This is a genomic window from Nocardioides sp. SYSU D00038 (genome assembly GCF_016924665.1).
Taxonomy (GTDB): domain Bacteria; phylum Actinomycetota; class Actinomycetes; order Propionibacteriales; family Nocardioidaceae; genus Nocardioides.
On the sequence record NZ_JAFFJT010000014.1, the window covers coordinates 1 to 25,335 of the forward strand.

The window sequence follows — 25,335 nt, forward strand, 5'->3', positions numbered from 1 at the left end:
GCCCCCCGCGCCGCGGCCGGGGGGGCCGCCGCCCCGGCGGTGGGGGTGCTCGTGGTGGTCGGCGGGGACCCTGCCCCCGCCGACCGGGCCGAGCCGCCGCCCCGCCACTCGCTCGACACCCCCCGTACCGCCGGCGGCTGGACCCTCGACCGCACGCCGGCCGGCCGGGCGCGCGCGGCCGAGCAGGTGGCGGCCGTGGGCGACATCGGCGCGTTGGTGGTCTTCGCCGAGTACGCGCGGGCCGCGGGCGGGGCGCTGGCCTTCCTCGGCCTGGTGCCCGACCCAGACAGCGAGCTCGGCCGCGAGCTGGCCCGGCCGCGCACCGCGCTCGCGGGGTACCTCGCCAGCGCCGGCGTACCTCGACCGACCTTCGCCGACGCCGGCGCCCTCGGCGGGGCGCTGGCCTGCGCGGCCGTGACCGCCCCGCGGGTCACCGACCAGCTCACGTCGTGCGGCTGGGCGGACGCCACCACGCTCGGCGTCGTGACCTACGCGATCGAGGGGCTCAGCCTCCCGGCCGCGGCCGAGCTCACGCGCGACTTCCGCCAGCACGTCACCGTCGACGCACCGTGACGTCAGCCCGGTGACGGGCTGCTCGACGAGGTCCTGCCGCTACCACGAGCGTCAGCCGACCGCCTTCTCGGCCAGCTCGCGCAGCCCCTGGATCGCCTCGGGGCTGGTGCCGAGCACGGTGGAGAACTCGTAGGAGGTGTCGCCGTCGAGCACGTAGATGGTCGACGTGCTGAGGTAGGAGTCGTCGCCGAGGTCCAGCTCCTCGATGTCCTGCATGAGCTCCTTGGTGTCCTCGTAGAGGGACTTCACGGTGACACCGGCGTCCTCGAAGCCCTCGGAGAGGTGCCCCTCGCGGTAGACGACGGCCGAGAACTGCTTGACCGGCGGCGGGTCGGAGTTGCCCCAGATGCATTGGTCGCCCCCGGTCTGCTCCAGGTGGGTGGCCTCACCGTCGTCCCACGGACCGCCGAAGACGGCCTCGATGTCGGCGGTCGCCAGCAGTCCGCAGACGTCGAACGGGCCGTCATCACCCGAGTCGTCGCCCGAGTCGTCGCCCGAGTCGCCGCCGCCGTCGCCGGAGTCGCCGGAGTCGCCCGCGGCGCTGGAGCCGTCGCCCCCGCCGCCGTCGTCGCCGGAGTCGCCGCCGCAGCCGGTCAGCAGCAGGACGGTGGCGAGGAGCAGGGCGAGGAGCTTCCCGAGGAAGGTCGTCATGCTCGCGACCCTAGGGAGCGCCCGGAACTCCGGCAATGGCCCGTTCGGGGCATCCCCGCCGTGCTCAGGCAAAGAAACCCGGGGTGAGGTCAGGCGGTCGGGTCGTCGCCGGCGTCGCTGGGGGCGACGAAGTCGGGGTCGGCCGCGGGGACGTCGGTGGTCACGCCGGCACCGGCCTGCGCCTGGCTCGACCAGGTCTCGAGCTCGCTCATCACCGCGGCGTGCTTGTCGACGCAGATGACCACGAGGTCGCCGGGGTGGGAGCGCGTCATCGCCCGGCGGACCGCCGCGATCTCGTCGTGCACCTCCTCGACCTGCTTGCACCGGGCGCCGTCGGCCATCGCCTGCCGGACCCCCTCGGTGACCAGACCGGCCACCTCGCCGGGCTCGCGGCCGCGCGGGTTCGCGTCCTCGCGGACGATCACGACGTCGAAGTGGCGGGCGGCGATCGCACCCAGCTCGCGCATGTCCTCGTCGCGACGGTCGCCGGCGGTCGCGACGATGCCGATCCGCGACGGCCGGGCGAGCTCGTGGCTCGACTCCAGCGAGTCGCCGACCCGGTCGACGAAGTCGCCCAGCATCTTCATCCCGGGGGCGTTGTGGCAGTAGTCGACGATCACGTTGACGCCGTTGACCTCGACCTCGTTGAGGCGGCCGGGGGAGAGGTAGTAGTTGGTCGAGAACGACCGCAGGCCCTGGCGGATGTCGTGCAGCGGCGCACCGGCCGCGAACGCCGCGGCGGCGGCTGCGAGCGCGTTCTGCACGTTCATCCGGGCCCGGCCGCCGAAGGTCGACGGCAGGAGGTGGGTCCAGGCCAGCTGCATCTCGCGGGGCCCGTGCTTGACCACGATCATCTCGCCGCGCTCGGATGGGTTGAGCACCAGCGCCTTGCCGCCGCGACGGCAGTGTGCGTCGATCATGTCCCGGATCTCCGAGCCGGGCTCCTCCATCGAGAACCACACCACCTGGCCCGAGCAGCGGCGGCGCATCTCGCGCACCAACGGGTCGTCGGCGTTGAGCACGGCGTGGCCGTCGCGCGGCACCGCCTCGACCAGCACCGCCTTGACGTCGGCAAGCTGCTCCACGGTGTCGATGCCGCGCAGGCCGAGGTGGTCGGGCTGGACGTTGAGCACGACGGCGACGTCGTTGCGCTCGTAGCCCAGACCCTCGCGCAGGATGCCGCCCCGGGCCACCTCGAAGACGGCGAAGTCGACGCGCGGGTTCTGCAGCACCATCCGGGCCGAGCGCGGACCCGACGCGTCGGCCCGGATCACCAGCCGCTCGTCGATGACCACGCCGTCGGTGGAGGTCATCCCGACCTTGCGGCCCATGCCCTTGAAGATGTGGCTGATCATCCGCGAGGTGGTGGTCTTGCCGTTGGTTCCGGTCACCGCCACGATCGGGATCCGCGACGTGGCTCCGGGCGGGAACAGCATGTCGACCACCGGCTTGGCGATGAACTGCGGCTCGCCGATGGTCGGGTGGGTGTGCATCCGGAACCCCGGCGCGGCGTTGACCTCGCAGATCGCGCCGCCGGTCTCGCGCACCGGCTCGGTGATGTCGGGGCAGATGAAGTCGATGCCGGCGATGTCGAGGCCTACCATCCGGGCGGCCTCCTCGGCGATCTCGACGTTCTCGGGGTGCGCCTCGAAGGTGCGGTCGATCGAGATGCCGCCGGTGCTCATGTTGCCGGTGAGTGCGAGCCGCACCACCTGGCCCTCGGGCGGCACGTCGGTCATCTCGAACCCCTGGGCCCGCACCCGCTCGACCGCGGCGTCGTCGACCTTGATCCGGGTGAGCACCTTCTCGTGCCCGACGCCGCGGCGCGGGTCGGCGTTGGCGGTGTCGACCAGCTGCTCGACCGTCGAGATGCCGTCGCCGGTCACGCTGGCGGGCACCCGCTCGGCGATCGCGGCGACCCGGCCGTCGATGATCAGGCAGCGGTAGTCCTTGCCCGTGATCTGCGACTCGACCACGATGACGCCGCGGCGCGACTGCTCCTGGGCGACCGCGAACGCCGCCCGCACGTCGTCGGCCGACCCGAGGTCGAGGCAGACCCCACGGCCGTGGTTGCCGTCGAGCGGCTTGACCACCACGGGGTAGCCGATCCGCTCGGCCGCGCGGACGGCGGCGTCCTCGGTGCGCACGGTCTCCTGCTTGGGCACCGGCAGGCCGGCGGCGCTGAGCAGGCGGGTGGTGAGGTCCTTGTCGGAGGCGATGTCGACCGCGATCGCCGAGGTGGCCGACGTCATGGTGGCGCGGATCCGCTTGGCGTGGACGCCCTGCCCCAGCTGCACCAGCGAGTGCTGGTTGAGCCGCAGCCAGGGGATGTCGCGCGAGACGGCCTCGTCGAGGATGGCCTGGGTGGAGGGGCCGAACGCCGTGCGCTCGGCGCGCAGGATGAACGACTCCAGCTCGTCGTCCCAGTCCAGCTCGGGGTCGGCCTGCACCAGGTGGTTGACCAGGCGCACGGCGAGCCGCGCGGCCGCGAGCCCGACCTGTTCGTCCTGGTAGCCGAACACCACGTTGTAGACGCCCTCGCGGCCCTTGACCTGGCGGGTCTTGCCGCGCCGGATGTCGTGACCCACGACCTGCTGGAGCGCAAGGGCCGTGTGCTCGGCGACGTGCCCGAGCCAGGTGCCCTCGTGCAGCCGCTCCACGAATCCGCCGCGCCGGCCGCGCGAGCAGGAGTGGTCACGCAGCCCCGGCAGCATCTCCAGCAGGTTCTCGGTGAACCCGGGCAGCGTGTCGGTGGGGAACCGCTCCAGCGCGCCGAGGTCGACGACGAGGTGGATCGCCTTGTCGTAGGACCAGACGTTGGCCCCGCGGTAGACGCGGGTCTCGAGGATGGTCAGGTCGGGGGTGGGACGCTCGGTCACGCGGGATCTCCGTCCGAGGTGCGGGAGGGGTCGCGGGGCGTGTCGGTGGACCGGTCCACCGACTGGTTCGGGGGCTCCGCCGCCCGGCCGGGACCGGAAGGCCGCGACCGGGTGCGACGGGCCAGGCGCCGGCGCAGCACCGAGGGGGAGGCGTCGGCAGCCGCGATGTCGCGCGCCAGCTGGCGCAGGTCGCGGCCGGCCTCGGCCATCTCGGCGGCCTCGTCGGGGTCGGGGGTGGCGGCCTGCGGCACCAGGGTGCGGGTGGTGAGGTCGAACTCCGCGCCGTCGGGCAGCACGTGCAGCACGACGCCGCTGACCAGCAGGGCCGCCGAGCGGCGGGCCTCGTAGGAGTTCGTGACCAGGCGGGCGGGGTCGACGATCGTGACCGCCCCCTTGCCGATCACCCGGAGCAGCTCGTGGGTCTCGCCGTCGACGTCGGCGCGGGTCACGACCGCGGCGGTGTCCTCGTCGACCCCGATCCCGAGCAGCTGCGGCGACTGGCTGACGATCATCAGCAGCCGCCCGTAGCGGTTGCGCTGGTCGAAGTGCTGGTCGATGACGGTGGCGGAGATCAGCCCGAGCCCGGCGGCGACCTGGGTCATCCGCTGCTTGGGGGTCGCGCCGCCGACACCGAACGCCACCATGTGGCTGGACTGGATGCTGGCCCCGGCCGAGGTGCCGCCGACCACCGCGCCGCGGTGGTGGGCCGCCACGATCGCGTCGCCCACGGGGGTGCCGCCCAGGATGGCGCTGAGCTTGAGCTGGTTGCCGCCGGTCATGAAGACGCCGGTCGCCTGCTCGAGCCGCTCGACCAGGGCGGGGTCGTGGGCGCCGTCGCGGTCCTCGGGCCGCACCGACAGGACCTCGGCGGCGCCCTCGGCGCGGAACACGGCGTCGTAGACCTCCACCACCTCGTCGCCGAGGCTGGAGGCGGTCGGGACTACCGCGATCCGGGCCTCCGGGCCCCCGCTGGCAGCGACGAACTCCTTGAGGATCCGGCGCTTGCGCAGCTTGTCCTCGGCGCCGCCGATGACGAAGAGGGGTCCGCGGGGCATGCCCGCCACCCTAGTGGGGCGGGTCCTCCGACCGGGCTGTGGCGGGGTCGGGTGGAGCCTGCCACGCTGGGTGCGTGAAGACGATCGTCGTGATGCGCCACGCCAGCGCCGAGCAGTCGGCTCCCACGGACTTCGAGCGACGACTCACCGACCGCGGCCTGGCCGACGCCGAGGAGGCGGGTCGATGGCTGGCCGCGCGGGGGCTGGCGCCCGACGCCGCGCTGGTGTCGGCGGCCGCACGGACCCTCCAGACCTGGGAGTCGGTGGCCGAGGGCGCGGGCTGGGACCTGGAGGCGCAGCCGGACGAGGCGCTCTACGACGCCGGGCCGGAGTCGGCCCTCGACCTGGTGCGGCTCACTCCCGAGGAGGTCGGGACCCTGGTCGTCGTCGGGCACAACCCCACCGTCGGCCACCTCGCGCAGCTCCTCGACGACGGCCAGGGCGACGAGGACGCCGGCAACGAGATGGCGCTCGGCTTCCCGACCGCCGCCCTCACGGTGCTGGAGCACGACGGCCGCTGGGCCGACCTGGAGGAGGCCTCGGCCCGGGTGGTGGCGTTCCACGTCGGCCGCGGCCCGGAGGCCTGAGCCCGGCTCAGACCGGGGGCGAGGGCGTCACGATGCCCACCTCGGCGTCGGCGGCGACGATCTCCTCGCGGGAGATGCCGAGCAGGTAGAGGATCGCGTCGAGGTAGGGGACGTTGACGGAGGTGTCGGCGGCCTGGCGCACGACCGGCCGGGCGTTGTAGGCGATGCCGAGGCCGGCGGCGTCGAGCATGTCGAGGTCGTTGGCGCCGTCGCCGATCGCGATCGTCGCCGCCTCCGGGAGTCCCAGCTCGGCGGCGAACTCGCGCAGCGCGCGCGCCTTGCCGGCGCGGTCGACGACGTCGCCGACCAGCTCGCCGGTCAGCACGCCGTCGACGACCGCGAGCTGGTTGGCGCGGGCGTAGTGGATGCCGAGGTCGGCGGCGAGCCGGTCGGTGATCTGGCTGAAGCCCCCGGAGACCAGGGCGAAGCGGTAGCCGAGCCGGCGCAGGGTGCGCACGAGGGTCCGCGCACCGGGGTTGAGCACGATGGCGTCGTAGACCTGGTCGAGCGCGGCCTCCGGCACGCCGGCCAGCAGCTTGACCCGGGCCCGCAGCGACTCCTCGAAGTCGAGCTCGCCGCGCATGGCGGCCTCGGTGACTGCGGCGACCTCGTCCTCGAAGCCGGCGTGGGCGGCGAGCATCTCGATGACCTCGCCCTGGATCAGGGTGGAGTCGACGTCCATCACGATCAGCCGCATCCCGCGGCGGAGCAGGTTGGCTGGCTGGACGGCGATGTCGACGCCCTGGGCCGCGGCCTCCAGGGCCAGCACCCGACGCAGGGCGTCGGGGTCGGCGCCCGAGACGTGCAGGTCGATGGCGGTGACGGGGTAGCGCGCCATCCGCTCGATCCGGTCGATGTTGGCGCCGCTGTCGGCGATCCGCCCCGCCACCGCGGCCATCGCGGCGGCGCTCAGGGGGGTGCCGATCAGGGTGACGTGGGAGCGTCCCGACCGGCGGGCCTGGTTGTCGCCCGACCCGCGCTCCACCTCGACGGCCATGTCGAGCTCCGCGGCGGTGCGCTCGACCGCCTCGCGCAGCCGGCGCCAGTCGCGCGGGACCGTCACGAGCAGGCCGAGGATCAGCCTGCCCCGGAGCACGATCTGCTCGACGTCGACCACCTCCACCCCGGCCCGGCCCAGCGTGGCGAACAGCGTGGAGGTCACCCCGGGCCGGTCCTTGCCGGTGAGGGTGATCAGCAGGGTCTCGGGGCGGGAGCCGTCACGGTCGGTCATGTCGGCACGAGGCTAGGGCATGGCCCGTCCCGGGCCAGGTGTCTGGGCCACCCGCCAGGAGTTCCGGCGTTCCGCTGCGCGGGTGCGCGGGCGCGCGCACCATCGACGGGTGACCACCCTCCCCGCAACGCCGACGGCCTCGTGCCGCGAGTGCGGCTCGACCCGGGTCGACGACGTCGCCGTCGACAGCTGGGCCTGGGCCAACCTCGAGGGGGCCACGGGGTCCGACGAGGGCCACGAGCCGGCCTGGCCGCACCTCGCCACCACCGCACGGCACTGTCGCTCGTGCCACGCGGAGTGGGCCCCGGTCGACGTCTGAGCGCCTGGTCCGTGCGGCGGTCAGTCCGGGGGCCACGCCTCGGGCGACGACGCCGCGACCATGGCGTGCCGGCCGGCGCGGGCCAGCGGCTCCAACGCGGCGCGCCGGGCCTGGATCTCGTGCAGGCTCACGGCTCCGCCGTCGTCCTCGAGCGCCAGGTCCACCACCTGCAGCGCCTGCACCGCCCGGGACAGCAGGTCGACGCTGCGCTGGGGAACGCCGTCGGGAGCGAGGAAGCTCCGTCGGTGCCGGAGGTTCATCAGCTGGTCGGCGACCTCGGGGCGCCAGCGGGCGACGTCGAGGGAGGCCAGCTCGTCGGCGGCCGCGAGCAGAGCGGCGCGCAGGCCCCGGTCGGCCTCCCCGAGGTCGGGCAGCTGGCGCGGTGCCGCGGGCAGGGCGTGCCAGGTGACCACCGCGCCGACCCGCACCGGCACCAGCCCCACGCCGGCGCCCGACGCCACCACCGCTTGGCCGGCATCGACGGCCTCGCTGTTGAACGCCGGTGGGCCGCCCAGGCCCACCAGGTCACCCTCGACGGGGTACGCCGCGCCGAACGACGTCGCGCCCTCCACCCGCAGTCGGGCCAGCCCGGCCATCAGGGTCACGGCGGCGTCGTCGCCGCCGAGGCCCAGCGCCGCCAGGCCGGCGACCGTGTGGGTCGCCTCCTCGCCGATCACCGCGTCGAGCAGGTCGTCGGGGGCCGCCCAACCGCGCAGCCAGGCGGTGCCCCACCAGGCGAGGCGGGTCGCCCAGGGCGCGGCGGTGGCGGGGGAGTCGGGGCTCACGGCGCGCGACGATACGCGCCGCCCCGCGGTCCGCCGACGGCCGCTCCGGGCCACGCCGCCGCGGTGCGGCGGGAGGTCGATAGGGTCGGACCATGTCCGCCGTCCTCGAGCTCACCGACGTGACCGTGAGGAGGGGGGACAACCTCCTCCTCGACCGCGTCAGCTGGACCGTGGAGGAGGACGAGCGCTGGGTGGTGCTCGGCCCCAACGGCGCGGGCAAGACCACGCTGCTCCAGATCGCCGCCGCCCAGCTGCACCCCACGTCGGGGCGGGCGGCAGTGCTCGAGGAGGTGCTGGGACGGGTCGACGTGTTCGAGCTCCGGCCCCGGATCGGGCTCACCTCGGCCGTGCTCGCCGAGCGGATCCCGCGCCACGAGAAGGTCGCCGACGTGGTGGTGTCGGCGTCGTACGGCGTGCTCGGCCGGTGGCGCGAGGACTACGACGAGCTCGACCACGACCGGGCCCGGTGGCTGATGCAGGAGATGGGCGTGACCGGCTTGCGCGACCGCACGTTCGGCACCCTCAGTGAGGGCGAGCGCAAGCGGGTGCAGATCGCCCGGGCCCTGATGACCGATCCCGAGCTGCTGCTGCTCGACGAGCCCGGCGCCGGCCTCGACCTCGGTGGGCGCGAGGACCTGGTGGCCACGCTCTCCACGCTGGCCTACGACCCCGACTCGCCCGCCACCGTGCTGGTCTCGCACCACGTCGAGGAGATCCCCCCGGGCTTCTCCCACGCCCTGCTGCTGCGCGGTGGCCGGGTCACCGCCCAGGGGCTGGTCGACCACGTGCTGACCGAGGAGAACCTCTCGCGCACGTTCGGGATGCCGCTGACCCTCGACCGCGTCGACGGCCGGTTCGCGGCCCGCCGGCGGACCCGCCGGGCCGCCGGCCAGTGACCCGACCAGTGACCCGACCAGTCACCTGCCGGTGACGGGGCCCGGTCCCCGGCCGCGAGCGGCGGAGCGAGCCCTCCGCCGGGGGAACCACCCGATAGGGTCGGGCCATGGACTGGTTCCGCGATCACCTCTGGGAGACGTGGCTCGGGGTGGGCATCGTCCTCGGCATCGCCGAGATGTTCTCCCTCGACCTGTTCCTGGCCATGCTCGCCTTCGGTGCGCTGGTCGGCATGCTGGCCGCGCTGCTCGGGCTGCCGTTCGTGGTCCAGGCGCTGCTCGCCGCCGGCGCGGCGGTCGCCACCCTGGGGCTGGTCCGCCCGCGGCTGGTCCAGCGCCTGCACCAGGGCCCCGAGCTCGCGCTCGGCCACGGCAAGCTGGTCGGCCAGCAGGGCGTGGTGACCGAGCGGATCACCGGTCTCGACGTCGGCCGGGTCCGGCTGGCGGGCGAGATCTGGTCCGCGGCGCCGTACGACTCCACCCTGGTCATCGAGCCCGGTGAGACCGTGGAGGTCCTGCAGATCCGCGGCGCCACGGCGTACGTCCACCCCATCCCCTCCCTGGAAGCGTGAGGAGACGCCCATGACCGTCGTCGTCCTGGTCCTGCTCGTCCTGCTGTTCCTGTTCGTGATCACGGTGCTGGCCAAGACCGTCCGCATCATCCCCCAGGCCCGCGCCGGTGTCGTCGAGCGGTTCGGCAAGTACAAGGAGACGCTGCCGGCCGGCCTCAACATCGTGGTGCCGTTCATCGACAAAGTGCGCTACCTCATCGACCTGCGCGAGCAGGTGGTGAGCTTCCCGCCGCAGCCGGTGATCACCGAGGACAACCTCGTGGTCTCGATCGACACCGTCATCTACTTCCAGGTCACCGACCCGATCGCGGCGACCTACGAGATCGCCAACTACATCCAGGCCGTCGAGCAGCTCACGATGACCACGCTGCGCAACATCGTCGGTGGCATGGACCTCGAGCAGACGCTGACCAGCCGCGAGGAGATCAACCACGGCCTGCGCGGCGTCCTCGACGAGGCCACCGGCAAGTGGGGCATCCGCGTCAACCGCGTGGAGATCAAGGGGATCGACCCGCCGCCCTCGATCAAGGACGCGATGGAGAAGCAGATGCGCGCCGACCGCGACAAGCGGGCGCTCATCCTCACCGCCGAGGGCCAGCGGCAGTCGGCGATCCTCACCGCCGAGGGCAACAAGCAGTCCGCGATCCTCAACGCCGAGGGCGACCGCGAGTCGCTGATCCTGCGCGCCCAGGCCGACCGCGAGGCCGCCATCCTGCGCGCCCAGGGTGAGGGCCAGGCCATCCAGACCGTCTTCCAGGCCATCCACGACGGCCAGCCCGACCAGTCGCTGCTGGCCTACCAGTACCTGCAGATGATGCCGAAGATCGCCGAGGGCGACGCCAACAAGGTCTGGATCGTGCCGAGCGAGATCGGCAAGGCGCTCGAGGGCCTGGGGTCGACGATGAGCAACCTGCAGGGGATCCCGCAGGAGGTCGACGGACCGCGCACCCGCATCGACATGGGTCCGAGCGAGCCGCAGCTGCCCAAGGGCTCCGGCAACGACGCCGAGCAGAGCGAGGCGCAGGCGGCGGTGGAGGCCGCGATCGCCGAGGCGCGCAGCGCCGCCAACCCCGGTGCGGGCGCCGGCGTCGCCCAGACCGACGCCCAGGCCCCGGCCCCGGCACAGCCCGACGCGCCGCCGGCCGCACCGGGTGACGACGGCTCCGGAGCGGCGCCCGGGGCGTGAGCCCGGCCGAGATGGCCCTGGTGCTCCTCGCGGGCACCGGGGCCGGTGGCATCAACACGCTCGTGGGCTCAGGCACGCTGATCACGTTCCCGACCCTGCTCGCGCTCGGCGTGCCGCCGGTGACCGCCAACGTCTCCAACAACATCGGGCTGGTCTCGGGGTCGGTGTCGGGGGCGATCGGCTACCGCCGCGAGCTCGCCGGGCAGCGCGCCCGGGTGCTGCGGCTGCTCTCGGCGTCGTTGGTCGGCGGGTTGGTGGGCGCGGTGCTGCTGCTGGTGCTGCCCGACGACGCGTTCTCGGCGATCGTGCCGGTGCTGATCATGGTGGGCGTGGTGCTGGTCGTGCTGCAACCGCGGCTGCAGCGCTGGGTCGCCGGTCGCCGGACCGCGGCCGCGGGCGACCGACCGGCCGGCGACCCGTGGTGGGCGTGGCCCGCGGCCCTGGGCACGGGGGTCTACGGCGGCTACTTCGGCGCCGCCCAGGGCGTGATCCTGATGGGCGTGCTCGGCATCGCCGTCGACGAGCCCCTGCAGCGGCTCAACGCGGTCAAGAACGTGCTCGCCGCCGGCGTCAACGGCGTCGCGGGGCTGCTGTTCGTGGTCGTGGCCGACGTCGACTGGGTGGTGGTGCTGCTGATCGCGGTGGGTTCGACGCTGGGCGGCGTGCTCGCGTCGGCCTACGGGCGCAAGCTGCCCGCGATCGTGCTGCGCTGCCTGATCGTCGTCGTCGGCCTCACCGCAGTGACGGTGCTGCTGCTCACCTGACCGCCCGACCCGGGCGGCCGGCGATGCGACCGGGCTGACGACCGGTGCGCCCGGACCTGTCGGCCAGAACCTCGACCTCTCGGCCAGAACTCCGGCCGAGAGGTGCGGATTTCCCCGGTGAACCGGGGAAACCACCCGCCCCGTCAGGCAGCCTTGCGGGCCGCCCTGCGCGCCTTCCTCGCCGCCCGGCGGTCGGCGCGCGAGGTGGTGCGCAGGCCGAGGACCCCCGCGAGAACGGCGCCCGCGGCCGGGGCGGCGAGGGCCAGGCCGGTGCGCTGCGGCACCTCGCCCTGCCGCGGGCCGATCAGGCCGGTGGCCAGGTCGGCGGCGTCGACAGCGATGCCCAGCGTGACCAGGCCGGTGCGACCACGGCCCTTGGCGAACAGCGTCGCGAGCCCGATGGCGATCTCGCGGGAGCCGAACATCCGCGACAGGTAGGGCAGCTGCGGGTTGGCCCGGGCGTCGAGCTGGAGGGCCTGCGCGGCCAGGTCGGGGCGGGCCAGGGCCAGCGTGCCGACGGCGATCCGGCCGAGGGAGAGTCCGGTGACTGGGTTCACCCCAGGGAGACTAGCGCCCGCCCCTCGGCGACGGTGCGAGCCCTCGCCGCGCGGTGCTGGGTCCGTGGCGGGGCGCCACCAGCGGCATGGCACCCTCGCAGCGTGGACGCACGGGTGAGCGGACGGGGCTGGGTCGCGATCGGGGCGGCGGGCGCGGTGGTCGCCGCCCTCCTCGTCGCGTGGGTGGTGACCCGCGGCGGCTCCGGGGAGGAGGACGGCGCCGGGAAGCGGTCGCGGATCGCCGAGCTCGGCCCGGTGGTCCTCGACGGCGACCTGGTCGTGGGTGGGGCGACCGTGAGCGACGGCGACCTGCCCCCCACCTCGGTGGGCTCCTCGACCGACGGCTACGTCGTGAGCTACCAGGAGCGCAGCAGCGGTGCGAGCCGGGTGCTGGTGCTCGACCGCGACGGCGCCGAGCTGCGGCGCGTCGACGACACGTTCGGCCTCGCCATCACCGACCCCGGGTCGGGCTCCGCGGCCTGGGTCGAGGGCACCGGGCGCCGCCGCGAGCTGGTGCTGGCCGAGGTCGGCAGCGGCGACGAGCTGGGCCGCTGGCCGGTCGACGCCTTCGCCCTGCCCGGTGCCGTGCACGGCGCGGAGGTCGCGGTGAGCGACGGCGAGACCTCGCAGGTGTACCGGGCCGGCGACGACGAGCCCGCCACGCTCGGCTTCGTGCCCGCCGGCGACGTCGTGCTCGACCTCGACGACGACCTGCTGGTGACCGGCGACCTCGACGGTCGGGTCACCACCTGGACCCGCGACGGGGAGGTCCTCGGCGAGCTCGAGGGCATGTTCTCGGCCGTCCTCGACCCCGCCGGCGACCGGCTCGCCGGCATCGGGCAGCCCGAGCCCGCCGTGGTCGCCGGGACGGACGGGGCGGTCGAGCCCCTCGACCTCGACGACGAGGCGGTGCTCGGCGTCGCCTGGCACGGGAGGTCGACGGTGGTCGTCGACGTCGGCGTCGCGGCCGCGGAGGAGCAGGTGGGCGCCCGCTACGCCTGCGACGCCGCCGCCCGGTCCTGCCGAGCGGTGCCCGCCCCCGACGGGGCCACCGTCGGCACCCTGGTCTCCAACGACGCCGTCGGGCAGCTGCTGGTGAGCGGCGGCTGACTCAGATCAGGTCGCGCTTGGGCGGGGCGACGTACGCCGCCAGCCAGCGCCCGATCTCGTCGTAGGCCTGCTTGCGCGGCCCGGGGCGCGAGAGCACGACGTCGTGGCGGGCCCCGGCGACGGCGATGTAGGTGACGTGGCTGCCGTAGGACGTCGCCCAGCGACGGATCTGCGGCACCGAGAGCACGATGTCGGTGCCGTGCACGTCGTCGCCCATCGCCGTGGGGGTCGACGACCGGTCCGACGACAGCACCAGCACCGGGCAGTCGAGCCCCAGGCCGCGGTGCAGCCGGGCGTGACCGCGACGGATGGCGGCCAGCCACCCGGCGTAGACCGTGAACGACGAGACCGGCTTCCAGTCGAGGTTGAACTCCCACTCGCCCTCGTGGTCGACGTGGAGGCTGCGTGCGTAGAGCCCGGTCACGGTGCGCTTGATCTCGCGCATCGGCCGCCGGGTGGCCACGCCCTTGATCACCGGGGTGCCCACCACCCGCATCACCGCCGAGCCCTGGAGGTCGAGCCAGGGGGAGTTCATCACGGCGCCCCTGAGCTCATTCGGACGCCGCTCGTCGGCCCACAGCCCGCTGATCAGGCCGCCGGTGGAGTGGGCCGAGACGACCACGTGGTCGTGCCCGTCGCGCACGGTGACCCGGCGCCAGGCCTCGTCGAGCTCGGGGAAGTAGTCGCGCAGGTCGGTGATGAAGTTGGGCGTCTGGTGCGGGCGGAGCGAGCGACCGTACTTGCGCAGGTCGAGGGCGTAGAAGTCGTAGCCGCGCGCGGTCCACCACTCGGCGAACTCGGCCTGGAAGAAGTAGTCGGCGAAGCCGTGGAGGTGCAGCACCGCCTTGGTCGTCGGCACGTCGGAGGCGCGGGAGACCAGCGTGGCGACCACCTCGCCCTCGTCGTCGCGGGGGAGCGGGATCGTCTCGGCCGCGAAGGGCCGGCCGAGGACGTCGGTGACGGCGTCTGCTGGGTCCACGGGCACGCCTGCATCCTCGCAGGCCCGGGCCGAAGTCGGCGGCAGCCCCACCCGGTCGCGGACGCGGGGGCCATTGACCCTCAGCCGCGGTACGACGCCGCGGCGGCGACCAGGCCGGCGAGCAGGCCCACGTCGGCTGCGGTCTCGGGGTGCCACTGCACGGCCACGCAGAACCGCTCGCCAGGGGCCTCCATCGCCTCCACGGTGCCGTCGGCGGCGTGCGCGACCGCGGCGAAGCCCGGGTGGGCGGCGACCGACTGGTGGTGGTGGCAGTTCACGGTCAACGACGGTCCGACCAGCCCGCCGACCCGCGAGCCGTCCGCCGTGGTGACGTCCACGGCACCGAACGCGTCGCCACCCGGGTCATGGCCGTCGTGGCCCACCAGGTCGGGGGTGTGCTGGTCGAGCGCGCCCCCGGCGTGCACCGCCATCAGCTGCATGCCCCGGCACACGCCGAGCAACGGCACCCCTGCGGCGGCTGCCGCGTCGAGCAGCGCGAGCTCCCAGGTGTCGCGGTCGGTGCGCCACGAGCGGGTGCGCTCGTGGGGCTCGGCGCCGTAGCGACCGGGGTCGACGTCGGCGCCGCCGCTGATGACCAGCCCGTCGATCCGCCCGACCACCGCCTCCGCCGCTCCCACCGGGTCGACCGGAGGCAGCAGCACCGGCACGCCGCCCACCGACCGCACCGCGTCGGCGTAGTCGCTGGGCAGCAGGTCGGCGCGCTGCGACCAGACGCCCCAGCGGGCGTCCTCGCGGTAGGTCGACAGGCCGATGACCGGAGCCGTCACGGCCGCCTCACAGCGGGGTGACGTAGGCGCCGGAGATGCCGCCGTCGACCAGGAACGTGCTGGCGGTCATGAACGAGGAGTCGTCGGAGGCCAGGAAGAGCACGGCGGCCGCCATCTCCTCGGGCTCGCCGAACCGGCCCATCGGCACGTGCACCAGCCGACGGGCGGCGCGCTCGGCGTCCTTGGCGAACAGCTCCTGCAGCAGCGGCGTGTTCACCGGCCCGGGGCACAGCGCGTTGACCCGGATGCCCTGGCGGGCGAACTGGACGCCGAGCTCGCGCGACATCGAGAGCACGCCGCCCTTGGAGGCGGAGTAGGAGATCTGACTGGTGGCCGCGCCCATCACCGCCACGAAGGAGGCGGTGTTGATGATCGAGCCGCGGCCCTGCTCGAGCATGTGGGGGATCGCGGCCTTGCAGCACAGGTAGACGCTGGTGAGGTTGACCTCCTGCACCCGGCGCCAGGCATCGAGGTCGGTGTCGAGGATCGAGTCGTCCTCGGGCGGGCTGATGCCGGCGTTGTTGAACGCGATGTCGACCGAGCCGTAGGTGTCCTTGGCGGTCTGGAAGAGTGCGTCGACCTGCTCCTTGTCGGTGACGTCGACGTGCACGTACGTCGCGACCTGCTCGCCGCCGAGCTGGCCCACCACCTCGTGGCCGCGCTGGTCGTCGATGTCGCCGATCACGACCCGGGCGCCCTCCTCGACGAAGCGCTGCACGGTCGCCAGGCCGATGCCCGAGCAGCCGCCGGTGACGACCGCGACCCGGTCCTGGATGCGTCCTGCCATGGGTGGTGGTTCTCCTTCGTGCCGAGGTGGGGGGTGGATCGGGTCAGTGGGCGAGGAAGACGTTCTTCTCCTCGGTGAACGCCATCGGGGCGTCGGGGCCGAGCTCCCGGCCGAGGCCGGACTGCTTGTAGCCGCCGAACGGGGTCCAGTAGCGCACCGAGGAGTGGGAGTTGACGCTGAGGTTGCCGGCCTCGACCGCTCGGGCGACCCGCAGCCCGCGGCCGAGGTCGGAGGTGTAGATCGAGCCGGAGAGGCCGTACTCGGTGTCGTTGGCGAGCTCGACGGCGTGGGCCTCGTCGTCGAACGGCATCACCGCCACCACCGGCCCGAACACCTCCTCGCGCCAGATCCGCGCGGCGGGGTCGTCGACGGCCACCACGCTCGGCGGCACCCACCAGCCGGCCCCGTCGGGAGCCTGCCCGGCGATCGCCACCTCGACCTCGTCGAGGTAGCCGCGCACCCGGTCCCGCTGACCCGAGGAGATCAGCGGGCCCATCTCGCTCGCCTCGTCGCTGGGGTCGAGCACCCGCAGCGCCTCGACGGCCGGGGCGAGGTGGGTCAGGAACTCGTCGTACGCCGAGCGCTCGACCAGGATCCGGGAGCGGGCGCAGCAGTCCTGGCCGGCGTTGTCGAAGACGGCGTACGGCGCGCTGGCGGCCGCCGCGGCCAGGTCGCTGTCGGCGAACACGATGTTGGCGCTCTTGCCGCCGAGCTCCAGCGTCACCCGCTTCACCTGGTCGGCACAGCCGGCCATGATCCGCTTGCCCACGTCGGTGGAGCCGGTGAAGCAGACCTTGCGGACCAGGGGGTGGGTGACGAACCGCTCGCCGACGACCGAGCCCTTGCCCGGCAGGACGGTGAGCACGTGCTCGGGCAGCCCGGCCTCCAGCGCCAGCTCGCCGAGCCGGACCGCCGTGAGCGGGGTCAGCTCGGCGGGCTTGAGCACCACGGTGTTGCCGGCGGCCAGCGCGGGGGCGAACCCCCAACCGGCGATCGGCATCGGGAAGTTCCACGGCACGATCACGCCCACCACGCCGAGCGGCTCGTGGAAGGTGACGTCGGTGCCGCCGGCCACCGGGATCTGGCGGCCGAACAGCCGTTCCGGAGCGCCGGCGTAGTAGTTGAGGCAGTCGCGGACGTTGCCGGCCTCCCAGCGCGCGTTGCCCCAGGTGTGGCCGGCGTTGCGCACCTCCAGCTCGGCCAGCTCGTCGACGTGGGCGTCGACGACCGCGGCGAACCGGCGCAGCAGCGCGGCCCGGTCGCCGGGGGAGACCGCGCGCCAGGCGTGGAAGGCCTCATGGGCGGACGCGATCGCGGCGTCGGCCTGCTCGACCGTGGCGAGCGGCACGTCGGCGACCGGCTGCTCGGTCGCGGGGTTGACGACGGTGAAGGTGTCCATGGGTGGTGCTCTCAGAGCCTTTCGAAGCCGCGGCGCAGCTCCCAGTCGGTGACGGTGGCGTTGTAGGCGGCGAGCTCGACGTCGGCCATGTTGACGTAGTGGTCGACGACCTCGTCGCCCAGCGCGGCGCGGGCCACGGCCGAGGCCGCGAACCGCTCGCGCGCGGCCCCCAGGGTCTGCGGGACCCGGGGGCGGTCGGAGGTGTAGGCGTTGCCGACGAGCTCGTCCTCGAGCTCCAGCCCGCTCTCGATGCCGTGCAGCCCGCCGACGAGCATGGCGGCGATCGCGAGGTAGGGGTTGACGTCGGCGCCCGGCAGCCGGTTCTCCATCCGGGCGCCGGCGCCGTGGCCGACCAGCCGGAGGGCGCAGGTGCGGTTGTCGAGACCCCAGGCGATCGCGGTCGGCGCGAACGAGCCGTCGGCGAACCGCTTGTAGGAGTTGACGTTCGGCGCGTAGAGCAGGGTGAAGTCCGCGGCGGTGGCGAGCACACCGGCCACGAACTGGTCGTAGAGCGGGGTGCGTGCCCCGGACTCCTCGTCCCAGAACACCAGCTCGCCGTCGGTGCCGCGCAGCGAGAGGTGGATGTGGCACGAGCTGCCCTCGCGCTGGTCGTACTTCGCCATGAAGGTGATCGCCTTGCCCTGCTGGGCCGCGATCTCCTTGGCGGCGGTCTTGTAGACGACGTGGTTGTCGGCGGTGGTGAGGGCGTCGGCGTAGAGGAAGCCGATCTCGTGCTGCCCGAAGTTGCACTCGCCCTTGGCACCCTCGACGTCGAGCCCGGCGTCGTACATGGTGTTGCGGATCGCCCGGAGCAGCGGCTCCACGCGCGTGGTCCCGAGGATCGAGTAGTCGACGTTGTACTGGTTGACCGGCACCAGGTCGCGCCAGCGCGCGTCGTGGGCAGCCTCGTAGGTGGTGTCGAACGCGATGAACTCCAGCTCGGTGCCGGCCAGCGCCACCCAGCCGTGCTCGGCGCACCGGCCGAGCTGGCGCTGCAGGATGCTGCGCGGCGACTGCGCCACCGGGGTGTGGTCGGGCCAGACCAGGTCGCACTGCACCATCGCGGTCGCCGGCAGGTGGGTCAGCAGCCGGATCGTGCGCTCGTCCAGCACGAACTCCATGTCGCCGTACCCGCGCTCCCACGACGAGATCGCGTAGCCGTCGACGGTATTCATGTCGACGTCGACCGCGAGCAGGTAGTTGCAGCCCTCGGTGCCGTGGTCGACGACGTGGTCGACGAAGTAGCGACCGTGCAGGCGCTTGCCCTGCAGGCGACCCTGCATGTCGGTGAAGGCCACGACGACTGTGTCGACCGCGCCGTCCTCGATCCTCCGGACCAGATCGGCCATCGAGAGGTGCCGGTCGTTGCGCAGGTCCACGTGCAGGGGGTCGGCCACGGGCGTCTCCTTCATCCCACGAGCCCGCGCAGCAGCGCGGCCGTGTCGTCGCAGTGCTCCGCCATCGCCCGGCGGGCGTGGTCGGGCTTGCCGGCCAGGACCGCCCGGGCGACCCGGGCGTGCTGGCGGTCGGAGTGGGCGATGTTGGTGTCGAGCACCGGGATCGCCAGCAGCATCTCGTGCAGCACCGACTGCACCTGGGTGACCGCCTCGACCGTGCGCGGCGAGTCGGTGAGCGCGGCGACGGTGAGGTGGAAGCGCGAGTCGGCCTGCCGGTGCTCGGCGGGCCGGCGCGCCGCCTCCACCTCGGCCAGCGCCTGCTCGAGCTGTATCCGCCGGTCCGCCGGCAGCCGCCGCGACGCGGCGAGGTGGGCGGCGCCGGGCTCGACGATGCGCCGGTAGTCGAGGGCGTCGAGCCAGTCGCGACGCCGGGCAGCGGTGGTCCGCGCGGCGGCGCGGCCCGAGGGCGTCGAGGGCTTGAGCGTGACCACGGTGCCGCCGCCGCGACCGCGGGTGGTCTCGACCAGCCCCGCCTCGCGCAGCGCCGCCATCGCCTCGCGCAACGTCGCCCGAGAGACCCCCAGGCGCGCGGCCAGGTCGCGCTCCGGGGGCAGCGTCGACCCGCGCGGGTAGACGCCCAGCCGGATCGCGGTGGCCAGCTGCTCCACGCACGCCTCGAACGCGTGGTGACCCCGGACCGGACGCAGCACCGCCTCGGGCAGGTGCTCGGGGGTCGCGGTCATGGCGCAATCCTGTGGTCGGGGTCGGGGGGCGTCAACGGGACCCGACGGTAAAGGTCGGAGTTCATACCAATTTTACGGCGACCTGTTTACACCCTCCGGCGCCCGGGTCTAGGTTCCCGTTCACGATTGCACGATCGTCTCCGAGAGGTTGTCCATGACAGACCAGATCCACAACGACGACGAAGCACTCCTCGCCAAGCTCGGGTACAAGCAGGAGCTGAACCGCACGTGGTCCAGCTTCTCCAACTTCGCCATCTCGTTCTCGATCATCTCGATCCTGGCTGGCTGCTTCACGACCTTCGGTCAGGCGTGGAGCAACGGCGGACCGATTGCCATCTCGTGGGGCTGGCCGATCATCTCGCTCTTCATCCTGATCATCGGCTTCACGATGTCGGAGCTGGTGTCGGCATACCCGACGTCCGGGGGCATCTACTGGTGGTCGGCCAAGCTGGGTGGGCCCGCCGCCGGGTTCTTCACCGGCTGGCTGAACCTCATCGGCCTGATCGCGGTGACGGCATCGGTCGCGTACGGCGCGGCCAACTTCGTCGACATCTTCTTCAGTCTGCTGAGCGACGAGTGGGCAGCCAACTACAGCCTGCAGCGGGTGTTCCTCGTGTTCGTCGTGATCCTGGCGTTGGCCGCGCTGGCCAACATCTTCTCCAGCCACCTGCTGGCGATCATCAACAACATCTCTGTCTGGTGGCACGTGGCGGGAGCCGCGATCATCATCGCGCTGCTGATCGTCGTCCCCGACGACCACCAGAGCCTGGGTTGGGTGTTCAGCGAGCGGATCAACAACTCCGGCTACGACGACGGGGCCAGCAGCGGCCTGATGTTCTGGTTCCTGGTGCTACCGCTCGGCTTCCTGCTGACCCAGTACACGATCACCGGCTTCGATGCCTCCGCCCACCTCTCGGAGGAGACCGACGCCGCATCCAGCTCGGCCGCCAAGGGGATCTGGCGCTCGATCTTCTACTCGGCCGTCGGTGGCTGGATCCTGCTCCTGGCGCTGCTCTTCGCCGTCCAGGACCCCCAGGCGGTGACCGACGGCATCAACGTCGGCGCCTACGGCTCCAACGTCATCCTCGACCAGGCGCTCGGCGATGCCACGCACACGATCGTCATCGCCATCTCCGCCTTCGGACAGCTGTTCTGCACGACGGCCTGCCTGACCAGCGCCTCCCGGATGACGTTCGCGTTCAGCAGGGACGGAGCGATCCCGGGGTCGGGTCTGTGGTCGAAGGTCAACCGCAAGAGGGTGCCGGTCAACGCGGTCCTCTTCGTCACCGTCATCGCCGCCCTCATCACCCTTCCGGCGCTGATCGAGGTCAACTTCGGCACCGAGGAGGCGCCGATCATCCTGCCGACGGCGTTCTACGCCGTCGTGTCGGTCGCCGTCATCGGTCTGTACTCGTCGTTCGCCATCCCGATCTGGCTGCGCTGGCGCAAGGGCGACGACTTCGAGGCCGGCAGCTGGACCAACGGTGCGAAGTACAAGTGGATGAACCTGGTCGCCGTCGTCGAGATCGTCATCATCTCGATCTACTTCATCCTGCCGCTCTACCCGTCGGGCTGGATCACCAGCGACGACTTCGAGTGGAAGTTCGTCAACTACGCACCGATCCTCACCGGCGGCACCATCATCCTGGTGGCGCTCTGGTGGCACCTGTCGGCCAAGAAGTGGTTCACCGGACCAAAGCACACCATCGACCGCGCAGTCATCGACGCCTTCGACGACTGAGTGATCGCCAGCCCAGCCGCCCTGGACCGCCTCGCCTGCCTGGCGGGGCGGTCCTGGCGCGTCGCCGAGCTGCCTGGCGGCCTGACCAACCACAACCTCCGGGTCACCACGACCGACACGGGTGAGCCGCTCGACGTGGTGGTGCGGTGCTCGCAGGGCGACGCCGGGCTGCTCGGCATCGACCGCGACGCCGAGCACCTCAACACGGCCACCGCGGCAGCCGCGGGGGTGGGCGCGGAGGTGGTCGAGTACCGGCCCGAGCTCGGCATGCTGGTGATCACCTACCTCGGCGGCCGCGCCCTCACGAACGCCGACTTCGCCGACCCCGCCGTGCTGGCCCGCGCAGCCGACGCCTGCCGGCGGCTGCACGCCGGGCCGTCGTTCGTGGGCCGGTTCGACATGTTCGAGCGCCAGGCGTCGTACCTCGCCACGGTGCGCGAGCGCGGCTTCGCCCTGCCCGCGACGTACGACGACCACGCCGACCGCTGGGAGCAGGTACGGCGGGCGCTCGGTGCCGCGCCCCGGCCGAGCGTGCCCTGCAACAACGACCTGCTGGCCGCCAACTTCATCGACGACGCCGGCTGGCACGGGGAGGGCCGGGTCTGGCTGATCGACTACGAGTACTCCGGCAACAACGACGCCTGCTTCGAGCTCGGCAACACCGCCACTGAGTGCGACTTCGACGGCGACCGGGTCGAGGCCTGGGTCGAGGCCTACTTCGGCAGCCCGTCCCGCGCCGACCTGGCCCGGGTGCGGCTCGGCGCGCTGTGCAGCGAGTACGGCTGGTCGCTGTGGGGCTTCATCCAGGCCGCCACCAGCCCGCTCGACTTCGACTTCCACGCCTGGGGGAGCGAGCGGTTCGAGAAGGCCGAGGCGACGTTCCGGGGGCCGGCCTTCCCCCGCCTGCTCGAGGAGGTCGTCGGATGACCGGGCTGCCGCAGCGGGCCCGGGTGGTGGTCGTCGGCGGTGGCGTCGTCGGCTGCTCGGTGGCCTACCACCTCACCCGGCTCGGGTGGACCGACGTGCTGCTGCTCGAACAGGGCCGGCTCTCCTCCGGCACCACCTGGCACGCCGCCGGGCTGGTCGGGCCGCTGCGGGCCTCCGAGAGCGGCACCCGGCTGGTGCAGTACTCCGCGGAGCTCTACACCGCGCTGGAGGAGGAGACCGGGCTCGCCACCGGCTACCGCAACGTCGGCGGGGTGATCGTGGCACGCACCGAGGACCGGATGGTGCAGCTGCGGCGCACGGCGGCCAACGCCGCGGCGTACGACATGGACTGCGAGCTGATCGGGCCGGAGCGGGCCCGCGAGCTGTGGCCGCCGATGCAGGTCGACGACGTGCTCGGCGCGATCTGGCTCCCCGGCGACGGCAAGGTCAACCCCACCGACGTCACCCAGTCGCTGGCCAAGGGGGCCCGCCAGCGCGGCGCCCGGATCGTCGAGAAGGTCCAGGTCACGGCCTTCGACGTCACCGAGACCGCCGCGGGGCGGCGGGTGACGGGCGTGCGCACCGACCGTGGCGACGTCGAGGCCGAGGTCGTCGTCAACTGCGCCGGTCAGTGGGCCAAGGCGCTCGGCGACCTGGTCGGCGTACCCGTGCCGCTGCACTCGGCCGAGCACTTCTACGTCGTCACCGAGGAGGTCGAGGGCACCCACCCCGACCTGCCGATCATGCGCGACCCCGACGGGTGGACCTACTTCAAGGAGGAGGTGGGCGGCCTGGTCGTGGGTGGCTTCGAGCCGGAGGCCAAGCCCTGGCGCTCGCCCGACGACCTGCCCCACCCCTTCGAGTTCCAGCTGCTCGAGGAGGACTGGGAGCACTTCTCGGTGCTCATGGACGAGGCGCTGGTGCGGGTGCCGGCACTGGAGCACACCGGGATCCGGAAGTTCTACAACGGCCCCGAGTCGTTCACCCCCGACAACCAGTTCCTTCTCGGCGAGGCGCCCGGCCTGGCCGGCTTCTTCGTGGGAGCCGGGTTCAACTCCGTCGGCATCGCCTCGGCCGGCGGGGCCGGGCGGGCGCTGGCCGAGTGGATCGTGGCGGGGGAGCCGCAGGACGACCTGGTCGGCGTCGACCTGCGCCGGTTCGCGTCGTTCCACGCCGACAACGCCTGGCTGCGCTCGCGGGTCTCGGAGGTGCTGGGGCTGCACTACGCCGTCCCCTGGCCCAACCGCGAGCTCGAGTCGGGGCGTCCGCAGCGCACCTCGCCGGTGCACGACCGCCTCGCCGCCCGGGGTGCGGTCTTCGGCACCCGGATGGGCTGGGAGCGGCCCAACGTCTTCGCGCCGACCCCGGCCGAGGCTCGGCTGGACTACGCGTGGGGCCGCCCGTCGTGGCTGCCGTGGTCGGTGCGGGAGCAGGAGGCGTGCCGCGGCGACGTGGCGGTCTTCGACCAGACCTCGTTCTCCAAGTACGTGGTCGCGGGCGCCGACGCGCTCGCCGGCCTCCAGCGGGTCTGCGCGGCCGACGTCGACGTGCCTGTCGACCACTGCGTCTACACGCCGTTCCTCAACAGCCGGGGCACCTACGAGGCCGACCTCACCGTCACCCGCACCGGCACCGACTCGTTCCTGCTGGTCTCGAGCTCGGCCACGACCGTGCGCGACCTCGACTGGCTCACCCGCCACGGCGTCGCGGCCAGCGACGTCACCGACGAGCACGCCGTGCTCGGCGTGATGGGGCCCCGCTCGCGTGCGCTGCTGTCGGGGCTCTCCGACGACGACTGGGGCGAGGAGGAGTTCCCGTTCGCGACCAGCCGTGAGGTGGCCGTGGCCGGTGTCCGGTTGCGGGCGACCCGGATGACCTACGTCGGCGAGCTCGGCTGGGAGCTGATGGTGCCGGTCGCGGGGGCCGGGGAGGTGCTCGACGCCCTCTCGGCGGGCGGGGCCGCCGACGCCGGCTACTACACGATCGACTCGCTGCGTCTCGAGAAGGGCTACCGCGCCTTCGGCCGCGAGCTCACGCCCGACGTGACCCCGGTCGAGGCCGGGCTGGTCTTCGCGACCGCGCTCAAGGGCGACAAGGACTTCCTCGGCCGGGCCGCGCTCGAGGCGCGGCGGACCGAGCTGGCCGCGGGCGGCCCGCGCCGGCGGCTGGTGTCGTGGGTGGCGAGCGACCCGGAGGTGATGCTGTGGGGCGGTGAGCTGCTGCTGCGCGACGGCGATCCTGCCGGCCAGGTCACCAGCGCCGCGTGGGGCGCCGCCGTCGGCGCCTCGGTCGGGCTGGCCTGGTACCGCGCGCCCGGCCCCGTCACCGCCGCCGACCTCGCCCGCGGCGGCTTCCAGGTCGACGTGGCCGGCGCGCTGGTCGACGTACGCGTGACGCTGAAGGCGCCGCTGGTCTGAGCGCCGCCTGCCGCTTGTAACGCTCAGTTATCCGAACTGGTGCGCCCCTACAAGGGCGCGGTAGTTCGGATAAACGGGCGTTACAAGCGGCGCGCGGCGCGGATCCCCAGCGCCCGACGGGGGAAGTTCGTCGTGACCAGCCAGGCCCGGCCGGGCCGCATCCAGTAGCGCAGGGCGCCAGGGGTGTCGACTGTCCACACCAGCAGGGGCAGACCACGCCGCCGGGCGAACGCACGGACGCCGAGCCGCGCCAGCGTGTGCTTGGCGACCACCAGGTTGGCGTGGGACTGGCTGACCCGCAGCTGCGGCCGCAGCTCCGAGACCCGCACCCGCACCTGCTCCCACCACGGCAGCCCGCGCACCGAGCGACCCAGCGACAGCCCGACCAGCAGCTGGTGCCCGTGCGCGTCGGCCCAGTCGCGCACCGCCCGCACGCCCTTGTCCTCCAGCGTCGTGACGATCACGTTGTCCACCCCGAGCGCCTCGACGGCGAGCCGGGTCGCCTCCACCTCGTACGCCGCCCCAGGATCGCGGTACTGCTCGTGGCTGGAGGTCATCTTGAGATCGAGGTGCGCACGGGCGCGGCCCCGGATCGCGTCGAGCACCTCGGCGTAGAGCAGCACGTCGGGCTGCAGCACCCGCAGCTGGTCGAGAGTCAGCGCGGCGATCCGCGCGCGGGCGTCACCGATGCGCACGTGCGCGGAGTGCGAGACCACCAGCGTCCCGTCGAGGCAGCGCTGCACGTCGAACTCGACGTACTCGATCCCCAGCTCGAGCGCGCCGAGCAGGGCCCCCATCGAGTTCTCGGCCTCGACGGCGTCGCCGGCGCCGAAGCGGTGGGCACTCAGCAGGGTCTGCTGGCGTTGCCGGGTGCGGAGGAGTCCAGCCACGCCGGACAGCCTGCCAGCACCGCGACCGGACCCGGAGGCGGCCCCGGAGCGGGGCTCCAGCCTGCGACGTGACTCACCCCCAGGGGCGGGGAGGAACGACCACGC

The 25,335-nt window shown here is 73.2% G+C and carries 24 protein-coding genes; 11 read left to right on the plus strand and 13 right to left on the minus strand.

Annotated features, from left to right (window positions below; translation table 11 throughout):
• Nucleotides 1-573: hypothetical protein (locus JT721_RS06975; protein WP_205472238.1), on the plus strand; the 573-nt coding region annotated here is incomplete at its 5' end.
• A 51-nt stretch (nucleotides 574-624) separates the two neighbouring features.
• Here JT721_RS06975 and JT721_RS06980 read toward each other — a convergent pair.
• The 3 genes from JT721_RS06980 to JT721_RS06990 all read right to left on the minus strand — a co-directional run bounded on the left by JT721_RS06980 (nucleotide 625) and on the right by JT721_RS06990 (nucleotide 5,158).
• Nucleotides 625-1,224 (minus strand): hypothetical protein, encoded by a 600-nt coding sequence (locus tag JT721_RS06980; RefSeq protein ID WP_205472239.1) that lies wholly within the window; start codon nucleotides 1,222-1,224, stop codon nucleotides 625-627.
• An 89-nt stretch (nucleotides 1,225-1,313) separates the two neighbouring features.
• A complete protein-coding gene (gene cphA / locus JT721_RS06985; RefSeq protein WP_205472240.1) occupies nucleotides 1,314-4,103 on the minus strand; it encodes a cyanophycin synthetase in 2,790 nt (929 codons plus the stop codon).
• Nucleotides 4,100-5,158 (minus strand): cyanophycinase, encoded by a 1,059-nt coding sequence (locus JT721_RS06990; protein ID WP_205472241.1) that lies wholly within the window; start codon nucleotides 5,156-5,158, stop codon nucleotides 4,100-4,102. The genes cphA and JT721_RS06990 overlap by 4 nt, the downstream gene beginning before the upstream one ends.
• 74 nt (nucleotides 5,159-5,232) lie before the next feature.
• On the opposite strand from JT721_RS06990, the gene JT721_RS06995 reads away from it, so the two are divergent.
• The gene (locus JT721_RS06995) at nucleotides 5,233-5,745 is read left to right on the plus strand and encodes a histidine phosphatase family protein (protein ID WP_205472242.1); all 513 of its coding nucleotides are present in this window, start codon (nucleotides 5,233-5,235) and stop codon (nucleotides 5,743-5,745) included.
• 7 nt (nucleotides 5,746-5,752) lie between these two features.
• Here JT721_RS06995 and serB read toward each other — a convergent pair whose 3' ends face one another.
• Entirely contained in the window at nucleotides 5,753-6,976 is a 1,224-nt protein-coding gene (serB, locus tag JT721_RS07000; protein ID WP_205472243.1) for a phosphoserine phosphatase SerB, read from the minus strand.
• A gap of 109 nt (nucleotides 6,977-7,085) precedes the next feature.
• On the opposite strand from serB, the gene JT721_RS07005 reads away from it, so the two are divergent.
• Nucleotides 7,086-7,295 (plus strand): hypothetical protein, encoded by a 210-nt coding sequence (locus JT721_RS07005; protein WP_205472244.1) that lies wholly within the window; start codon nucleotides 7,086-7,088, stop codon nucleotides 7,293-7,295.
• Between the two features lie 20 nt (nucleotides 7,296-7,315).
• Here the strand turns inward: JT721_RS07005 and JT721_RS07010 are convergent, their stop codons facing one another.
• The gene (locus tag JT721_RS07010) at nucleotides 7,316-8,080 is read right to left on the minus strand and encodes a hypothetical protein (protein WP_205472245.1); all 765 of its coding nucleotides are present in this window, start codon (nucleotides 8,078-8,080) and stop codon (nucleotides 7,316-7,318) included.
• A 92-nt stretch (nucleotides 8,081-8,172) separates the two neighbouring features.
• Here JT721_RS07010 and JT721_RS07015 point away from each other — a divergent pair, with 92 nt between their 5' ends.
• The 4 genes from JT721_RS07015 (at nucleotide 8,173) to JT721_RS07030 (ending at nucleotide 11,495) form a co-directional block, all read left to right on the plus strand.
• Nucleotides 8,173-8,976, plus strand: coding sequence for an ABC transporter ATP-binding protein (locus tag JT721_RS07015; protein WP_205472246.1), 804 nt, complete (start codon nucleotides 8,173-8,175; stop codon nucleotides 8,974-8,976).
• A 107-nt stretch (nucleotides 8,977-9,083) separates the two neighbouring features.
• Nucleotides 9,084-9,545: an NfeD family protein gene (locus JT721_RS07020; RefSeq protein ID WP_205472247.1), complete on the plus strand. Its 462-nt coding sequence runs from the start codon at nucleotides 9,084-9,086 to the stop codon at nucleotides 9,543-9,545.
• Nucleotides 9,546-9,555: 10 nt separating this feature from the next.
• Complete coding sequence (locus tag JT721_RS07025) at nucleotides 9,556-10,731, plus strand: SPFH domain-containing protein (protein WP_205472248.1); 1,176 nt, start codon at nucleotides 9,556-9,558, stop codon at nucleotides 10,729-10,731.
• Nucleotides 10,728-11,495, plus strand: a complete 768-nt coding sequence (locus JT721_RS07030; RefSeq protein WP_374220880.1) for a sulfite exporter TauE/SafE family protein — start codon at nucleotides 10,728-10,730, stop codon at nucleotides 11,493-11,495. Before JT721_RS07025 ends, JT721_RS07030 begins: the two co-directional genes overlap by 4 nt.
• A gap of 143 nt (nucleotides 11,496-11,638) precedes the next feature.
• Here the strand turns inward: JT721_RS07030 and JT721_RS07035 are convergent, their stop codons facing one another.
• The gene (locus JT721_RS07035; protein ID WP_205472249.1) at nucleotides 11,639-12,052 is read right to left on the minus strand and encodes a hypothetical protein; all 414 of its coding nucleotides are present in this window, start codon (nucleotides 12,050-12,052) and stop codon (nucleotides 11,639-11,641) included.
• 102 nt (nucleotides 12,053-12,154) lie between these two features.
• On the opposite strand from JT721_RS07035, the gene JT721_RS07040 reads away from it, so the two are divergent.
• A complete protein-coding gene (locus JT721_RS07040; RefSeq protein ID WP_205472250.1) occupies nucleotides 12,155-13,162 on the plus strand; it encodes a hypothetical protein in 1,008 nt (335 codons plus the stop codon).
• Between the two features lies 1 nt (nucleotide 13,163).
• On the opposite strand, the gene JT721_RS07045 is transcribed toward JT721_RS07040, so the two are convergent.
• The 6 genes from JT721_RS07045 to JT721_RS07070 form a co-directional block, all read right to left on the minus strand.
• Entirely contained in the window at nucleotides 13,164-14,147 is a 984-nt protein-coding gene (locus tag JT721_RS07045) for an alpha/beta hydrolase (protein WP_307827930.1), read from the minus strand.
• A gap of 74 nt (nucleotides 14,148-14,221) precedes the next feature.
• Complete coding sequence (locus JT721_RS07050) at nucleotides 14,222-14,929, minus strand: gamma-glutamyl-gamma-aminobutyrate hydrolase family protein (RefSeq protein ID WP_205472251.1); 708 nt, start codon at nucleotides 14,927-14,929, stop codon at nucleotides 14,222-14,224.
• 7 nt (nucleotides 14,930-14,936) lie between these two features.
• Nucleotides 14,937-15,716 carry a 3-oxoacyl-ACP reductase gene (locus JT721_RS07055; protein WP_205472252.1) on the minus strand — a complete coding sequence of 260 codons (780 nt, stop codon included), beginning with the start codon at nucleotides 15,714-15,716 and terminating at the stop codon, nucleotides 14,937-14,939.
• A gap of 43 nt (nucleotides 15,717-15,759) precedes the next feature.
• Nucleotides 15,760-17,115, minus strand: coding sequence for an aldehyde dehydrogenase (locus JT721_RS07060; RefSeq protein ID WP_205472253.1), 1,356 nt, complete (start codon nucleotides 17,113-17,115; stop codon nucleotides 15,760-15,762).
• An 11-nt stretch (nucleotides 17,116-17,126) separates the two neighbouring features.
• Entirely contained in the window at nucleotides 17,127-18,512 is a 1,386-nt protein-coding gene (locus JT721_RS07065; protein ID WP_307827931.1) for a glutamine synthetase family protein, read from the minus strand.
• A gap of 11 nt (nucleotides 18,513-18,523) precedes the next feature.
• The gene (locus JT721_RS07070) at nucleotides 18,524-19,255 is read right to left on the minus strand and encodes a FadR/GntR family transcriptional regulator (protein ID WP_205472254.1); all 732 of its coding nucleotides are present in this window, start codon (nucleotides 19,253-19,255) and stop codon (nucleotides 18,524-18,526) included.
• A gap of 154 nt (nucleotides 19,256-19,409) precedes the next feature.
• Between JT721_RS07070 and JT721_RS07075 the strand changes: the two genes are divergently transcribed.
• From JT721_RS07075 to JT721_RS07085, 3 genes are read left to right on the plus strand one after another with little or no spacing between them, the layout of a single operon-like run.
• The gene (locus JT721_RS07075) at nucleotides 19,410-20,996 is read left to right on the plus strand and encodes an amino acid permease (RefSeq protein WP_205472255.1); all 1,587 of its coding nucleotides are present in this window, start codon (nucleotides 19,410-19,412) and stop codon (nucleotides 20,994-20,996) included.
• The gene (locus tag JT721_RS07080) at nucleotides 20,997-21,923 is read left to right on the plus strand and encodes a phosphotransferase (protein WP_307827932.1); all 927 of its coding nucleotides are present in this window, start codon (nucleotides 20,997-20,999) and stop codon (nucleotides 21,921-21,923) included.
• Nucleotides 21,920-24,340: an FAD-dependent oxidoreductase gene (locus tag JT721_RS07085; protein ID WP_205472256.1), complete on the plus strand. Its 2,421-nt coding sequence runs from the start codon at nucleotides 21,920-21,922 to the stop codon at nucleotides 24,338-24,340. Before JT721_RS07080 ends, JT721_RS07085 begins: the two co-directional genes overlap by 4 nt.
• 80 nt (nucleotides 24,341-24,420) lie before the next feature.
• Here the strand turns inward: JT721_RS07085 and JT721_RS07090 are convergent, their stop codons facing one another.
• Nucleotides 24,421-25,230, minus strand: a complete 810-nt coding sequence (locus JT721_RS07090; protein ID WP_205472257.1) for a glycerophosphodiester phosphodiesterase — start codon at nucleotides 25,228-25,230, stop codon at nucleotides 24,421-24,423.
• Between the last annotated feature and the right edge of the window lie 105 nt (nucleotides 25,231-25,335).

Coding starts and splice junctions, on each gene's coding strand:
- JT721_RS06980 (WP_205472239.1), bottom strand. CDS start 1,224: ATGACGACCTTCCTCGGGAAGCTCCTCGCCCTGCTCCTCGCCACCGTC.
- JT721_RS06990 (WP_205472241.1), bottom strand. CDS start 5,158: ATGCCCCGCGGACCCCTCTTCGTCATCGGCGGCGCCGAGGACAAGCTG.
- serB (WP_205472243.1), bottom strand. CDS start 6,976: ATGACCGACCGTGACGGCTCCCGCCCCGAGACCCTGCTGATCACCCTC.
- JT721_RS07015 (WP_205472246.1), top strand. CDS start 8,173: ATGTCCGCCGTCCTCGAGCTCACCGACGTGACCGTGAGGAGGGGGGAC.
- JT721_RS07020 (WP_205472247.1), top strand. CDS start 9,084: ATGGACTGGTTCCGCGATCACCTCTGGGAGACGTGGCTCGGGGTGGGC.
- JT721_RS07025 (WP_205472248.1), top strand. CDS start 9,556: ATGACCGTCGTCGTCCTGGTCCTGCTCGTCCTGCTGTTCCTGTTCGTG.
- JT721_RS07055 (WP_205472252.1), bottom strand. CDS start 15,716: ATGGCAGGACGCATCCAGGACCGGGTCGCGGTCGTCACCGGCGGCTGC.
- JT721_RS07060 (WP_205472253.1), bottom strand. CDS start 17,115: ATGGACACCTTCACCGTCGTCAACCCCGCGACCGAGCAGCCGGTCGCC.
- JT721_RS07070 (WP_205472254.1), bottom strand. CDS start 19,255: ATGACCGCGACCCCCGAGCACCTGCCCGAGGCGGTGCTGCGTCCGGTC.
- JT721_RS07075 (WP_205472255.1), top strand. CDS start 19,410: ATGACAGACCAGATCCACAACGACGACGAAGCACTCCTCGCCAAGCTC.
- JT721_RS07085 (WP_205472256.1), top strand. CDS start 21,920: ATGACCGGGCTGCCGCAGCGGGCCCGGGTGGTGGTCGTCGGCGGTGGC.